The sequence below is a fragment of the Leucobacter sp. 1207-22 genome, from assembly GCF_052850455.1.
This window is the reverse complement of sequence record NZ_VXCR01000001.1, coordinates 546,855-561,660: the sequence shown is the minus strand read 5'-3', so window position 1 is coordinate 561,660 and position 14,806 is coordinate 546,855. Positions and strand designations below refer to the sequence as shown.

The window sequence follows — 14,806 nt, the reverse complement described above, 5'->3', positions numbered from 1 at the left end:
CGCTTGCTGTCCCATCGACGTTAGAACGATAAGCGATTAGGTTCATGAATACTCAGACCACCACCCTCACACCGCCCGCAGTAGAGATTTCAGGGATCTCAAAGTCCTTTGGTGAACATCTCGCTGTGCACCCGCTTAACCTGGAAATTGGCGAGAACGAGTTCTTCTCGATTCTCGGCCCATCTGGTTGCGGCAAGACGACGCTCATGCGCATGATTACGGGCTTTGAAACTCCATCTTCCGGACGAGTGCATCTCGGCGGAGTCGACGTAACAAACGTCTCCACCCGCCACCGTGACCTCAACATGCTGTTTCAGAGTTATGCACTGTTCCCACATCTGTCGGTGTTTGAGAACGTCGCGTTTGAGTTGCGTGTCCGTAAAGTGCCGAAGGCAGAAGCAAGCCAGCGTGCGCAGGAAGCGCTCGAACTCGTGAAGCTTTCGCACCTTGGGGACCGAAAGCCGGACCAACTGTCAGGCGGCCAGCGCCAGCGAGTTGCGCTTGCTCGTGCGGTCGTATCTGGCCCCAAAGTGGTGTTGCTCGATGAGCCGCTTGGCGCACTCGACCAGCAGCTTCGGAAAGAGATGCAGTACGAGCTCAAGCGTATGCAGCGCGAAGTCGGCATCACATTTATCTATGTGACGCACGACCAAGAAGAAGCGCTGACGATGTCTGATCGCATCGCTGTGATGTCCGACGGTGTCGTGCAGCAGGTTGCAAGTCCGGAAGACATTTACAACCAGCCCGAGACTCGGTTTGTTGCTGGATTTATTGGCAGCTGCAATCTCATTGATGTCACTGTGCCCGCCGGTGAATCTGGTCAACAGGTCACCGTGAACGCCGAGGACATCGGTGCACTCGTCGGAGTACTTGCGGAGGGTGTTTCCCACGAACAACGTGGAACCCTGCTGCTCCGACCAGAACGAATCGATGTCAGCCGCACTGGCGACGGGTTGCGCGGAACCGTGGAAACCCTGACCTTCCTCGGTGAAGAGTGGCACGTTCATCTGCGCGTCGGTAGCGAGATCATCAAGATCTCGCTCTCAAGCCTGGTTCGCGAACGTGATCTTCCCGGTCTCGTTGAAGGCGAAGAGCTTGTGCTGTCTTGGCGTCCACAAGACGCACGAATTGTCATTCGTTAACCCAGCCGCACGGCAAACCAATCAGTTAGGAGAGTTGTCTCATGAGAGTTGCAGTGGCGCAAACATCACCGGGTATTGATGTGGAAGCGAACTTTGAAACGATCGGCCGTTACGTTGCAGAAGCAGCGAGTGCTGGTGCAAAGCTGGTGGTCTTTCCCGAGGAAGCCGCACTCCTTGCGGACGACTCAATTAAGCCGCAGATGCCGGAGATTCTTCGAGAGATGTGGCCCCGCTTCGAAGCGCTCATTGCAGATCTTGCGCGTGAGCACGGTCTGACAATTATCGCTGCGGGGTACGAACCAAACGATGCTGGGATGCCGTTCAACACGATCCTTGCAGTGGATCCATCAGGTGCGGAAATCGCTCGGTACCACAAGATGCACACGTACGACGCGTTCGCATATCAGGAGTCGGCGTACGTCACTCGTGGACGTGAACTGCCTCCCGTCATCGATGTCGACGGCTTTCGGGTCGGAATCGCAAACTGCTATGACGTTCGATTCCCTGAGCTGTTCCGCAGTCTTGCTGATCGCGGGGCTGATGTCATCGCGCTCTCAGCTGCGTGGGTGTCAGGTAAGGGCAAGGAAGAGCACTGGGAGGTGCTCACCCAAGCACGTGCAATCGAGAACGTGAGTTGGGTGCTGGCCTCTGGCACCGTTGGCGAGGACTCAGCGGGGCTGAGCCGGGTGATCGATCCACTCGGAGTCGTCGTCGCCGGCGCGAACGCGCATACCGAAGGACTCGTGTTTGCTGACCTTGATCAGTCTCGCACCGAGGCAGCTCGCCGCATGCTTCCTGCTCTCGACAACCGACGTATTGAACTGAGCTACAACGTCGCTTAGACGTTGCAGCAAGAAAAGAGAACGACATGTTTTTCCATACTGGGGATGCCCCAGCCGGGCTCTCAGCAGAGCTGCGCCAGAAGCTCGAGAACCTCAGCTTCCCAACTCTCGGTCACTACCTTGAGGAGGGATTCACTTCTCCAGAGATCCGCCGTATCGTCGCGGCTGGAGGACGCGTGATCGGAACCGCGTTCACCGTTCGCACGACTGCGACGGACTCAACCGCACTGCACCACGGCGCTGGTCTCATTGGTGAGGGTGACGTCATGGTCATCGATACCGGGGGCGACCGTATGCATGCGCCGCTTGGAGAAGTGGTTGCAGCCCAGCTTGTTCATCGTGGCGCGGCTGGTGCGGTGGTTGATGGTGTCGTGACCGACATAGACGAGATCGCAGATCTTGGCCTGACCGTGCACGCTCGTGGCACGAGCATGCTGACGACCAAACTGCACGGAATTGACGCCGGTGGTGTGAACGTTCCTGTGACCTGTGGTGGCGCGGTCGTGCACCCAGGAGACATCGTGCTGGCTGACGCGAATGGCGTGCTGTTTGTTGCACCAGACGTATTGGCGCGGATCGTCGACATTGCACTCGCAGACGACGCCGAAGAGCCCGAACTCGTTGCGGAACTGCGCACAGGTAAACCACTCGGAAGCCTCACCGGAGCGACAGAGACGGTCGCCGAACTGCTCGCGCTCGCTGAACCTCAGTAACTGATTACTGAGTCTGCGATACACCCCTTTGTGTGGCGAGCACGCTGCTCACACTCGTCTCGCCACACATCACTCCTGAAAGGAACAATTACTCTCATGCTTCTCAAAGCAGCAATTAACGGCGGTCGTACGCTCGAAGAACATCCCGCTGTCCCGCGCACCACGCAAGAAATCGTTGATGCGAGTCTCGCTGCTGTAGCGGCTGGTGCCGACGTGGTGCATGCCCATGTGCTGACCGAGGCTGGAGAGCAGACCATTCACCCCGATTCCGTTGGCACGTGGGTGCGTGCAATGCGTGCAGCTGACCCCAGTGTGGTCATTGGCACGACGACGGGCTTGTGGACTGTCTCATCACACGAGGAACGCATGGCGCATGTCGCAGGGTGGCCAGCAGACGCGTTGCCTGATTTTGCGTCAGTCGCATTTTGCGAGGAGGGCGCTGCGGAAGCTGCTGAACTCGTGCTTGAGCGCGGCATGATTCTTGAGTCTGCTGTCTGGTCGATGGCCGATGTTCCTGCGCTGCTTGCTGCGCCGAGCCTGCACAAGAACGTTCGTATTCTTATTGAGCCAGAAGTGGAAGACGTTGCTGAGGCCGTCGCGCTTTGCCGAGAGATTGCTGCGCTTCTGCGAGCAGAGGGGGTTACCGCCCCAATTCTTTACCACGGCTACGACGCGACCGTGTGGCCGATCGTTGAAGCAGCAATTGCTGATGGCTGTGAAACTCGAATCGGGTTTGAAGACGGCGTTGAACTGCCTGACGGCTCAGCGCCGGCAGACAACGCTGACCTCGTGCGTGCTGTGCGAGAGCTGGAGTCACGCTGAACTTGAACGGTCCCGATCAAACGCCCCTCCCGAACGAAGAGATAACCTGGAGTTCTTCAGCGAGAGGGGCGTTTGGGATGCTTGACGAGCTCGATAGGCGATTGATCATGCTGCTTGCCCGTGATGGGCGCAGGAGCTTTGCATCGCTCGCTGAGGAGCTTGAGGTCTCGCAGTCAACAGTGCGTTCTCGCCTTGCCAAGCTCCGGGAAGATGACGTGCTTCAGATCGTGGCGCTGTGCAACGCGTTGCTTCTCGGACATCAGGTGGTTCGACTGCTGCTCCGAGTGCGAAACCTCACCCCGCGGTCTGTTGCAGACAGCCTGCTCGGAATTCAGCACATCAATCACGTAGCGCTCGTTGCAGGTTCGCATGACTTGTACCTCGAGGCAACCTGCCGCGATCAGCCCCAGCTGATCGAGCTCATGGATGAGATTCGCCGTCAACCAGGTGTTGCTTCGATCCAACCGATTATCGTCACGTCACTCGCGAAGGACTACACCTGGGAAGGCCTGCGCGGTACCGCGGGCCAGAATGCAGGCGACCCCGAAGCTGAGTAGTGAGTGCACGCCCTCACTAACGGCTTGGGCGAGCAATGAGTCGCCCTGCACGATTCGCTGGGATTGCGTCTCGGAAGCCCTTCCACAGGTAGTCGTCTTTCATGACCTCGAGCACGGTTAGCGTTTCTAGTTCAGAAATGCCCTTGATGCGTCGCAAATCTTGGAGAACGATACGTCCGAGTTCTTGCGCGTCTTGTGCGAAGACATCCAAGATGATGTCGTAATATCCGAGCGCACAAGCAACGTATTTGATGTTTGGGTGATCCGCGATTTCCTTCGCGACCTTGGCAACAGGCACACCGGCGATTCGAATTCCGACGTGCGCCGAAATGCCACCAATCTTTGTCTCGTCATACATCGCTGCTACGTAGATGATGCCCATCGAAACGAGACGGTTATAGCGTTGACGGACGGTCGGCTCAGAAAACCCGATGCGGCGGCCAACCTCGGAAAACGAGAGTCTGCCGTCGACGCGCAGGACATCGATGATGTCGCGATCCACATCATCAAGGAGGTGGCCTTCTGAGCGCGTCGATGCATCCATGCCTCGAATACTAGTGGATTCCCACAGCGTCGTTGCGCTCGCAAATTTGGCGCGCGTACGGAAGAATCGCTGCCATGAGGATCGCCGCAATTCAGCTCACACCGTCCACGGATCCTGCCGCGAATATCGCGCAGATGCGTGAGCAGGCGGCTGTGGCTGCTGCGCAGGGTGCACAGGTGCTGGTGTTCCCAGAGCAGACGATGCTGCTCCTACAGTCAGTCACGGCTGAATCACTCATCGCAGCTGCCGATGAGTGGTGGGACGCGTTCGTCCGTGCAACGTCCGAAATCGCGGTTGCGCATGACGTGACAGTCGTGAGTGCCGGATTTGAGCCCTCAGATGCCGCACTGCCGTTCAACACGATGCTCGCGGTCGGTCCCGACGGTCGTGAGCTGGCGCGCTACCGCAAGCTGCACCTGTACGTTGCGTTTGCAGCGAGCGAGGCTGACCACACTCGGGCCGGCGACGAGTTGCCTCCCGTGTTCGCCATTGAGCACGCGGGGGAGCAACTGCGCGTCGGACTCGCAAATTGCTACGACGTGAGATTCCCTGAGTTGTTCCGCAGCATCTCTGAGCGCGGGGCAGAGGCGACGTTGCTCGCTGCAGCCTGGGCCTCAGGGCCAGGCAAAGAAGATCACTGGGATATTCTCACCCGCACCCGCGCACTTGAGAACGTGCAGTGGGTGGTGGCATGCGGTGCCGTCGGCGGCGGATCACGAAACTCTGCAACCACGGGACTCAGCCGCGTCATCGACCCACTTGGCGTTGCCGTCACCGGCCTCGGACCGCGTGAGCCAGGCATCGTGATCGCTGATGTAACTGCAACAGCGGTTGCCCGCGCCCGCGCAGCACTCCCTGCTGTGGCGAATCGACGCATTGCGCTCACCTATGACGTTCGCTAACCAGAACGCGATCGCTGTCGCACCTCTCGACGCTCGAGGCCACGATGCACACTGAGTTCCCACGCGATGCATCCCTCGCAGACGTACGTGCCACCTGGCCAGATCGGGTGAAGTGGCAGGAAGTGCGCGAAGCGGATCCGCGCGCCTTTCGCACCGCGCGGCGAGGGGTGCTCCTGCTGCTTGCTGCGCTCGCCGCCGTTTGTCTGACCGTGTTCGTCTACCAAGATCCGGTCTTCATGCGGGGGATTCCCGGCTGGGACGGGTTAGTGTTTCCGCTCCTCTGCGTTGCCTTGCCGTGGTGCGCAATTGCATTGGTGGTCTTCGGCACGATCTGTGTGTCGATGCCAGGTGATACACGGCGCGAGATCACCATTCGTCGGTTTGCGGAACCGCGCGGCTTGACCGTCTCGCGGTTCGGTTTTACACCACCACGAGCTGGGGTGATGTTCGCCGAGTCGCCCGCGGCCTTGCAGATGTCTCACCGGAGACGCGCGATACAGATGCGACAGCAGGACCCATACGAGGACCCCTCACTCTTCCGCTCGTCATTTGTGATGTGGCGAGGCGGATCCGCGTACGACCCAGATCTTCAGGTTGCGATCGCGAGCTTTAGCGGACAGAAGGGTGACCCTCAGGGGCCACGTCACACGTTCAGGTACTTGACGCTGCGGCTCCCACGAGACCTCCCGCATATCGTGGTGGACTCGCGTCGCAATGGAAAGCTCCGCCAGTTCTCGCCAGCCGTGGTACCGATGAGTCTGGAAGGCGACTTCGACAGGTTCTTCACGGTCTATGTGCCGACAGGGTACGAACGCGACGCGCTGGAACTCTTCACCCCTGATGTGATGGCTTGTCTCATCGACTTTGGGAGCGGCTGGGACATGGAGATCGTTGAAGACCGAATGATCGTCGCATCTGGAAAGACCCGCAAACGGCATGACCGCGACGAGATCACCGCTTTGCTCAGGTTCGCCGAACTCTTCGGTGCAGAACTCGAGCATCAGGCCAAGACGTACTCTGATCCGCGCGCCGCATACCCGCGCACAGAGGTCGCACGCGGCGGTCAACGACTTGCCCGAAACTCCGGGGTCGTGCGAACACTCCTCATCTTGCTGGCTGGGGCAGTGGCAATTGCGTTGCCGAACATCATCTCGTGGATCATCGAACGCTGATAGCGACACCAGTCGTGACCCCTGAGCCGCAGATAGTGGCACACGAATCACTCTGCACTCGTCTCAATGTCAGTGGCCACAGGTAGCATGGACTTCGTGGTTGCAGCTCTTTATCGTCGGTACCGGCCCGAGAATTTCGCCGAGATGATTGGTCAGTCCCAGGTGACTGATCCGCTCATGACTGCGCTGCGCACTGGGCGCATCGGGCATGCGTATCTCTTTAGCGGCCCACGAGGCTGCGGCAAGACAACGTCAGCGCGTATTCTCGCGCGCTGTCTGAACTGTGCGCAGGGCCCGACGGACACCCCGTGTGGCACCTGCCCGAGCTGTGTCGAGCTGAGCCGCGGTGGCGGTGGTTCTCTCGATGTCGTTGAGATCGATGCTGCGAGCCACGGTGGCGTTGACGACGCCCGCGACCTGCGCGAGCGTGCAGTGTTTGCACCCGCGCGCGATCGCTACAAGATTTTCATCATTGATGAGGCCCACATGGTCACCGCAGGCGGTTTCAACGCGCTGCTGAAGATTGTTGAAGAGCCGCCGCCCCATGTGAAGTTCATCTTCGCGACGACTGAGCCTGAGAAGGTCATCGGGACGATCCGCTCCCGCACGCATCACTACCCGTTCCGTCTGATCGCTCCGGGAACGCTCGTCGACTACGTGCAGCAACTGTGCGATAGCGAGGGCGTGCAGGTTGAGCCTGGCGTGCTGCCCCTCGTCGTTCGCTCTGGCGGCGGTTCTGTGCGCGATACGCTGTCGATTCTCGACCAGCTCATTGCCGGTTCAGAAGGCAACCTCGTGCTCGCAGAACGGGCAGCTGGCTTGCTCGGCTTCACCAGCACTGAGGTGCTTGACGACGTCGTCACCGCGCTCGGTCAACGCGATGCCCGTGCAGCGTTTTATGCGGTTGATCGAGTGGTGCAGACCGGTCAAGATCCGCGCCGCTTTGTCGAAGACTTGCTTGAACGCTTGCGAGATCTCATCGTGGTGAATGCAACGAATATTGACGGGGCGACCGCGGTGTTCCGTGGGGTTCCACAGGACCAGCTTGCGCGAATGTTCGAGCAAGCACGCGTGTTTGGTGCGGCTGAACTGTCGGCGCTTGCAGACACCGTTGCGGCAGCCCTTGACCAGATGAGCGGTGTCACGACACCGAAGCTGCAGCTCGAACTCATGATTGCGCGAGCGCTCGTTGGTATGGGTGCGCCTGATGCGGGCGCAGCCGACTCCGGGTCAGCGGCACCGGTGACTCAGGCGCCTGCGGCTGCTGTCGTCCCCTCGCAGCGGCGGCCTGCTCCGCAAGCTCAGACAAGCCCTGCTCCGTCAATGGCAGCCCAGGCACAGCAACAGGCTGTGCCGACTCAAGCTCAGCCTCAGCCTCAGCCTCAGGCAGTTGAGCAGCCAGCCGCAGTGCCGAACGCCGCTCAGACGGCGGCATCGATTCGCGAGTTCCTGCGCGAGAGTGACAAGGCCCCACAGGCGCCCGTGGCGCCATCAACGCCGCCAGCTGCTGCTCCGCATGCCCAGCCGCAGCAGGCGCCAGTGCAGCGACCAGAACCGGTGCAGCAGCAGACTCCGGTGCAGCCGGTTCAGCCTGCCCAGGCAACTGCGCACTCGCAGCAGCAGCCTGCGAGTGCGCAGCGCCAGGCGGCGGCCCAAGCTCCTGCCGACCAACGCTCACAGCCGCACCCGAACGAGGGCGCTGCGAAGTTTGGTCGCCCGATCTCTGACGTGCTCAGCGCAGCCCAGATCGAAAGCATCGGAACTGAGCCGGTCGCTGCGCAACAGCCGAAGCCTGCAGCACAGCAACAGGCCGCTACACCGGTCGTGCCCGCGGCACCAGAAGTCCAGCTGACTCAGCCGATGCAGTCCTCTGCTGAGGGCCAGGCTGCTGCCGCACAACCCGTCCCTCTCGCTACCGGTGACGGCGAACAATTCGAAGAGACCGGTGAGCCAGACATTTCAGATCTGCAGGAAGTCTGGAGCGATCTGCTCGACGAGATCCTCGAACAGAACCGTGCGGCTTGGAACGCCGTTCGCCCGGTGCAGCCCCTGTCTCTAACTGGTGACGTCCTCGAACTCGGTGTTGCCTCTCGGTCAGATCTTGCAGCGTTCAAATCTGAGGGTGCTGGCCCGCTTCGCGAAGCTATCTTCGAAGCGGTTGGCATTCGTGTGAAGTACAAGCCGACCCAGGTGTCACCGCAGGCTTCGGTGCGTGAGGCGGCAGCCCCTGCCGCGCCCGCAGAGCCCGCAGGTTCGGCTCCCGAGGAGCCTCACCGAGCTGGCCCTGCTTCAGCCACTGATCCGACTGCAGACCGAATCTCCGCGCGCCTCAATGCGCTTGGACCTGCACTTGCTGCACCCGCATGGGCGGATCCGCAGCCCCCTGCACCCAAGCCAGGATCGATTGCGCCCTTGAACCCGACGGCACCAGCGGCACCCGCTGAGCCCACGACTGCAGAAACCGTTGACAGCCCAGCGTCACCGCCTCAGCCTGCGGAGTACGCCGAGGCAGCAGCGGTAGCTGTTGCTGAGTCGGTCGCTGTTGTTGAGACGGTCGCTGTTGTTGAGACGGTCGCCGTTGCCGAGCCTACTGACGATCCGGCTCCTGCAGTCGAGAACGCTCCTGAGACCTCTTCAACCGATGCTTCGGTTGAGGGTGCTGATCCTGAACCGGCAACGGTGTCGCCCCCGACTGAAGTTGCGGCTCCTGCAACCGTTGAGGTGCCAGCTCCTGTTGAGGTGCCAGCTCCTGTTGAGGTTCCGGCACCGGTTGATGATCCCGCTCCCGTAGTCATGCGCGACCCTGCCGACGACTACGAGCCGTACTTCCCTGATGAAGACGAAGATGCGTACTCTGATCCCTATGCGGGCATGTCGTCACAGGCGCCCCAGCAAGAACCCGAAGCAGATCGCCAGCGAGAAGAAGTAACTGCGGCATCGAAGGCTGCAGACACCGCAATCGCGGCCCGTCTCGCAGCTTTTGCGGCGCACTCGCAGGCACCTTCGACCCCCCAGCAGCAGGAGGTCTCCTCGCCTGACGTGTCAACTGCTGAATCTGTCGGCGTTGATGGTCCTGCCCGGGAAATGCAGACTCCTACTGCGCCCGTCGAAGCGCCAGTCGCTGCAAGCGCAGAAAGCGCGGCAGATGAGACTCCCGCGACGGAGCAGCGCAGCAAGCCAGCACCCTCATTCACGCGCTACGGTGAGGCCGTCGTGCGCGAAGTGCTTGGCGCCGTTTTCCTTGAGGAGCGCGAGCTTCCAAACCGAGCCGAAAGGTAACGCATGTACGACGCAATCGTGCAGGATCTCATTGATGAGTTCGGACGCCTTCCCGGCATCGGGCCCAAATCAGCACAGCGGATCGCATTCCACATCCTGCAGACCCAGAGTTTTGACGTAACGCGTCTCGCAGAACTCCTCAGCACGGTGCGCGAGCGAGTGCGCTTCTGTGATCTCTGCGGCAACATTACAGAGAACGAGCGTTGCTCAATCTGTAGCGACCCGAAGCGCGACCAAACGCTCATCTGCGTCGTTGAAGAACCCAAGGACGTCGTGGCGATCGAACGCACCCGCCAGTTCCGCGGTCTCTACCACGTGCTCGGCGGAGCGATCAGCCCGATCGATGGCATCGGCCCAGATGATCTCAATATTTCTGGTCTGATGCGTCGCCTCGGTGAGAACCAAATCCAGGAAGTCATCCTCGCGACTGACCCCAACCTTGAGGGCGAAGCGACTGCAGCATATTTGTCCCGCCTGCTCTCCAGCATGGAGGTTCCTGTGTCGCGCCTTGCCTCCGGCTTGCCGGTAGGTGGGGATCTGGAATTCGCTGACGAAGTCACGCTCGGCCGCGCATTTGAAGGCCGTCGCGTACTCGGCAACGCATAATTACGCCATTCTTACACGTCGCAGACGAGAGAAGTATGCCGCTCGTTGTAGACTGTGAGGCGGTATAGACCCTAAGGAGAGGACCCCACGTGGCTTTGATCGTGCAGAAGTTCGGGGGTTCATCGGTTGCCGACGCAGAGAGCATTCAGCGAGTTGCGCGGCGCATTGTAGAAACTCACGAAGCCGGCAACGAAGTTGTTGTTGTTGTGAGCGCAATGGGAGATTCGACCGACGAGCTGCTCGACCTCGCATCTGAGTGCACCGCATCCCCAGCTCCACGCGAGCTGGACATGTTGCTCACTGCAGGCGAGCGAATTTCGATGGCGTTGCTCGCCATGACCATTAAGGGCATGGACGTCGACGCCTTCTCGTTCACCGGCAGCCAGGCTGGCATGATCACGACACCCGATCACGGTTCTGCCAAGATCGTCGATGTCACTCCGGGTCGCGTGCGCGAAGCGCTCGACAAGGGTGCTGTCGCCATCGTCGCTGGTTTCCAGGGCTTCAGCCGTGACTCGCGTGACATCACTACGCTCGGTCGCGGCGGATCCGACACGACGGCAGTGGCACTCGCAGCAGCGCTGAACGCTGACGTCTGCGAGATCTACACCGACGTCGACGGTGTCTTCACGACCGATCCGCGCATGGTTCCCCTCGCGCGCAAGATCGACTCGATTACTGCGGAAGAGATGCTTGAGCTCGCCGCATCGGGCGCAAAGGTGCTGCACCTGCGCGCTGTCGAATACGCACGCAGGCACGGCGTAGTCCTGCACGTCCGTTCGTCGTTCACCGGCGAAGAGGGCACCATTGTTTACGACCCCGCAAAGGGTCACCCGAAGGGAGTCCAGGTGGAAGAGTCAGTCATCACAGGTATCGCAGCTGAGAAGAGCGAGGCGAAGATTACCGTTGGCGGCGTTCCCGACGTCCCTGGGAAAGCCGCGCAGATCTTCGAGGTCGTCGCAAAGACCGACGCGAACATCGACATCATCGTGCAGAACATCTCAGAAGAGGGTCGCACCGATATCTCCTTCACTGTCCCCGTTACTGACGGTGAGCGCGTGCTCGCGGCACTCGAGGCTGAGCGCGAAGCTCTCGGCTTTGGTCGCCTGAAGATGGACGACCAGATCGCAAAGATCGCTGTCGTCGGTGCAGGCATGCGCACGAGCACCGGTGTTTCGGCGCAGCTCTTCCGCGCTCTGTACGACGCAGGCATCAACATTGAGATGATCTCGACCTCTGAGATCCGCATCTCGGTCGTTACCCGCGCAGACCGCATGGAAGAGGCAGTCCGCGTACTGCACACGGCATTCGGCCTTGATGCAGAAGACGAAGCAACCGTATACGCCGGTACCGGCCGATAAAGGAGCACAACGTGGCTGAAAACACTGTTTCCGTAGGTGTCGCTGGCGCAACCGGTCAGGTTGGCGCTGTCATTCGTACGCTCCTTGAGCAGCGCGAGTTCCCGGTCGGCAAGATCCGCTTCTTCGCAAGCGCGCGTTCGGCTGGCAAGACCCTCACCTTCCGTGGCGAAGACATCGTTGTTGAGGACATCGATACCGCAGACAAGAGCGGCCTTGACATCGTGCTGTTCTCGGCAGGTGGCGCGGCTTCGAAGAAGTACGCCCCTGAATTCGCAGCAGCCGGCGCGACCGTCATCGATAACTCGAGCGCATGGCGCCTCGACCCCGAGGTTCCCCTCGTGGTCAGTGAGGTCAACCCACACGCGATCGACGAAGCGGTGCGCGGCATCATCGCAAACCCAAACTGCACCACGATGGCGGCAATGCCCGTCATGAAGGCACTCGACACGGCCGCTGGCCTCGAGCGTCTCATAGTGACGACCTTCCAGGCGGTCTCGGGATCCGGTCTTGCGGGTGCGGCTGAGCTCGAAGGCCAGATCACCGCTGCGGTCGAGACCGGCAATCTTGCAAAGCTCGTCCACGACGGCTCGGCGATCGACTTCCCAGCTCCGAACGTCTACACGAAGACCATCGCCTTCGATGTGCTGCCGCTCGCAGGCTCGATCGTTGACGACGGCGAAGGCGAGACGGACGAAGAGAAGAAGCTCCGCAACGAGAGCCGCAAGATTCTTGAGCTCCCAGAGCTCCTGGTTGCTGGCACCTGTGTGCGTGTTCCTGTCTTCACCGGTCACTCGCTGTCGATCCACGCAGAGTTCGCAAACAACATCACCCCGGACGAGGCACGTGCGGTGCTCGCATCGGCTCCCGGTGTTGAGCTCAGCGATGTTCCGACCCCGCTCGAAGCGGCAGGTAACGATCCTTCATACGTCGGTCGTATCCGCCAGGATCAGTCGGCACCAGCTGGCAAGGGTCTCGTGCTCTTCATCTCGAACGACAACCTCCGCAAGGGCGCAGCGCTCAACGCTGTGCAGATCGCAGAGCTCGTCGCAGCGAAGAAGCTCGCAGCGTAACTCGTCACGTTCATAGCAACGCAGAAGGCGCGGCTCCCGACAGGGATGCCGCGCCTTCTGCGTTGCAAACGACTACTGGTCGGAGTCGCTCGCTTCAAGCGTGATGAGTGATGCCTCAGGGCGGCATGCGAAGCGCACAGGCGCGTAGATGGAGTTGCCGAGGCCAGCACTCACGTTGAGGAACGCTGCGCGGTGGGCGTCGTACCACACGCTGAGCCCACGGGCCTGCGTCACTGGGAGGTCACAGTTAGACACGAGGGCGCCGAGCCCAGGAACGCGAACCTGGCCGCCGTGCGTGTGACCTGCGAAGATTGCATCGACCCCGTCATCCAACAGATCGCCGAGCGCGCGCTGATACGGCGCGTGCACGACACCAATACGCACGGGAGATGACTGAGACGCATCGGCACCGTCTGACTGCGTCAGATCCGCCAATGACTCCCGCATCGCGGCAGCATCATTCAGCTCAATGTGCGGGTCGTTCAGGCCGAGCAAGTCGAGCGTCGTTCCACGGAGCGTCATGCGCGCCGCTGCGTTGTTGAGGTCGGTGAAGCCGAGCTCCTCGAACCCGCGAGTGAGCGCGTCGGTATCGAGATCGTAGGGCCGCTTGCTGTGCTGACTCGGAGAGAGCAGGTACTTGAAGGGGTTCTTCATGACCGGCTTGAAGTAGTCATTTGACCCGTGCACGAACACCGTCGGCACGCCAGCGAACGCCCGCAGGGTCGAGATCAGTGATCCGCGCGCCTGCTCGTGCCCCATCATGTCACCCGTCAGCACAACGAGGTCTGGGCGAAGCTCGGCGAGCGACCGAACCCAGTTCATCTTGCGTGTCTGCCACGGTGCGAGGTGCAGATCTGAGAGGTGTAAAACCCGCAATGGAGTGGCGCCCGCTGGCAGCACGGGCAGCGTTTCACGGCGGATCGTGAAGAGCTGACGCTCCACGACAGTTGCGTAGAGACCAACTCCGAGGGCGAGCGCGCCCACCACCTTGCGCGTAGAAGTCATAGAATCAACTTTAGGCGACTTCACTGACCGCCAGTGAAGCATGAACCCGTACACTTACGTGTTCAGCATGATGATGAGAAGGAGCACCGTGACCGAGACGTCAACGCCCGTGCGATGGGAATACTTTGTAACGCCGCTGTTGCTGCACAATGAGGCCCAAATTCTCAATAATTGGGGTGCCCAAGGGTGGGAGCTCGTTCAGATCATCGATGGCCCCGCCGGCGGCAACGTCGCGTACATGAAGCGAAAGGTACAGAACGCATGAGCTCTGTCATTGAAGACCGCATCCGCGAACTTGGTTTCGAGGTTCCCGAGGTAGCTGCAGCTGTCGCAGCATATGTTCCTGCACTCCGCGAGGGTGACTACGTGTACACCTCGGGTCAGCTTCCCTTTGTTGCTGGCAAGCTCCCCGTCACCGGCAAGGTCGGTAACGGTGAAGGCCAGGTATCGGCTGAGAAGGCTGAAGAGATGGCGCAGCTGTGCGCTCTCAACGCGCTCGCAGCTGTGCGCGGCCTCGTCGGCTCGCTCGACAAGGTTGCTCAGGTTGTGAAGGTCACCGCATTCGTTGCATCAGACCCAGAGTTCACTGGCCAGCCCGGTGTTGCGAATGGTGCTTCGGTGTTCCTTGGTCGTGTCTTTGGTGACAGCGGCATTCACGCTCGTTCGGCTGTTGGCGTTTCGGTGCTGCCGCTTGACGCTCCTGTTGAGGTTGAGTTCATCTTCCGCGTGACTGACTAATCTCGCAGTGTTGGCAGGGGCCGTGGTTCGATATGAACCACGGCCCCTGCTCG

15 protein-coding genes are annotated in these 14,806 nt (G+C 60.6%); 13 read left to right on the top strand and 2 right to left on the bottom strand.

Going from position 1 to position 14,806, the window contains the following annotated elements:
• The first annotated feature begins 44 nt into the window (after positions 1-44).
• The 5 genes from FW756_RS02530 (at position 45) to FW756_RS02510 (ending at position 4,076) form a co-directional block, all read left to right on the top strand.
• A complete protein-coding gene (locus tag FW756_RS02530) occupies positions 45-1,142 on the top strand; it encodes an ABC transporter ATP-binding protein (RefSeq protein WP_446428608.1) in 1,098 nt (365 codons plus the stop codon).
• 41 nt (positions 1,143-1,183) lie between these two features.
• Positions 1,184-1,984, top strand: coding sequence for a carbon-nitrogen hydrolase family protein (locus FW756_RS02525; RefSeq protein WP_446428607.1), 801 nt, complete (start codon positions 1,184-1,186; stop codon positions 1,982-1,984).
• A gap of 26 nt (positions 1,985-2,010) precedes the next feature.
• A complete protein-coding gene (locus FW756_RS02520) occupies positions 2,011-2,697 on the top strand; it encodes an RraA family protein (protein ID WP_446428606.1) in 687 nt (228 codons plus the stop codon).
• A gap of 96 nt (positions 2,698-2,793) precedes the next feature.
• Positions 2,794-3,519 carry a 3-keto-5-aminohexanoate cleavage protein gene (locus FW756_RS02515; protein WP_446428605.1) on the top strand — a complete coding sequence of 242 codons (726 nt, stop codon included), beginning with the start codon at positions 2,794-2,796 and terminating at the stop codon, positions 3,517-3,519.
• Positions 3,520-3,596: 77 nt separating this feature from the next.
• Positions 3,597-4,076, top strand: a complete 480-nt coding sequence (locus FW756_RS02510) for an Lrp/AsnC family transcriptional regulator (protein WP_446428604.1) — start codon at positions 3,597-3,599, stop codon at positions 4,074-4,076.
• Positions 4,077-4,092: 16 nt separating this feature from the next.
• Here FW756_RS02510 and FW756_RS02505 read toward each other — a convergent pair whose 3' ends face one another.
• A complete protein-coding gene (locus FW756_RS02505) occupies positions 4,093-4,620 on the bottom strand; it encodes an Lrp/AsnC family transcriptional regulator (protein ID WP_446428603.1) in 528 nt (175 codons plus the stop codon).
• A 74-nt stretch (positions 4,621-4,694) separates the two neighbouring features.
• On the opposite strand from FW756_RS02505, the gene FW756_RS02500 reads away from it, so the two are divergent.
• The 6 genes from FW756_RS02500 to FW756_RS02475 all read left to right on the top strand — a co-directional run bounded on the left by FW756_RS02500 (position 4,695) and on the right by FW756_RS02475 (position 13,010).
• Positions 4,695-5,522, top strand: a complete 828-nt coding sequence (locus tag FW756_RS02500) for a nitrilase-related carbon-nitrogen hydrolase (RefSeq protein WP_446428602.1) — start codon at positions 4,695-4,697, stop codon at positions 5,520-5,522.
• Between the two features lie 44 nt (positions 5,523-5,566).
• Positions 5,567-6,694: a hypothetical protein gene (locus FW756_RS02495; protein WP_446428601.1), complete on the top strand. Its 1,128-nt coding sequence runs from the start codon at positions 5,567-5,569 to the stop codon at positions 6,692-6,694.
• A gap of 87 nt (positions 6,695-6,781) precedes the next feature.
• A complete protein-coding gene (locus tag FW756_RS02490; RefSeq protein WP_446428733.1) occupies positions 6,782-9,973 on the top strand; it encodes a DNA polymerase III subunit gamma and tau in 3,192 nt (1,063 codons plus the stop codon).
• Between the two features lie 3 nt (positions 9,974-9,976).
• Positions 9,977-10,579 carry a recombination mediator RecR gene (recR, locus tag FW756_RS02485; protein ID WP_446428600.1) on the top strand — a complete coding sequence of 201 codons (603 nt, stop codon included), beginning with the start codon at positions 9,977-9,979 and terminating at the stop codon, positions 10,577-10,579.
• 89 nt (positions 10,580-10,668) lie between these two features.
• The gene (locus FW756_RS02480; protein ID WP_446428599.1) at positions 10,669-11,940 is read left to right on the top strand and encodes an aspartate kinase; all 1,272 of its coding nucleotides are present in this window, start codon (positions 10,669-10,671) and stop codon (positions 11,938-11,940) included.
• A gap of 11 nt (positions 11,941-11,951) precedes the next feature.
• Positions 11,952-13,010: an aspartate-semialdehyde dehydrogenase gene (locus FW756_RS02475; protein WP_446428598.1), complete on the top strand. Its 1,059-nt coding sequence runs from the start codon at positions 11,952-11,954 to the stop codon at positions 13,008-13,010.
• A gap of 72 nt (positions 13,011-13,082) precedes the next feature.
• Here the strand turns inward: FW756_RS02475 and FW756_RS02470 are convergent, their stop codons facing one another.
• Positions 13,083-14,015, bottom strand: coding sequence for a metallophosphoesterase (locus FW756_RS02470; RefSeq protein WP_446428597.1), 933 nt, complete (start codon positions 14,013-14,015; stop codon positions 13,083-13,085).
• An 88-nt stretch (positions 14,016-14,103) separates the two neighbouring features.
• Between FW756_RS02470 and FW756_RS02465 the strand changes: the two genes are divergently transcribed.
• Positions 14,104-14,280 (top strand): DUF4177 domain-containing protein, encoded by a 177-nt coding sequence (locus FW756_RS02465; RefSeq protein ID WP_353055485.1) that lies wholly within the window; start codon positions 14,104-14,106, stop codon positions 14,278-14,280.
• Complete coding sequence (locus tag FW756_RS02460) at positions 14,277-14,753, top strand: RidA family protein (protein WP_446428596.1); 477 nt, start codon at positions 14,277-14,279, stop codon at positions 14,751-14,753. Before FW756_RS02465 ends, FW756_RS02460 begins: the two co-directional genes overlap by 4 nt.
• The last annotated feature ends 53 nt before the right edge of the window (positions 14,754-14,806 follow it).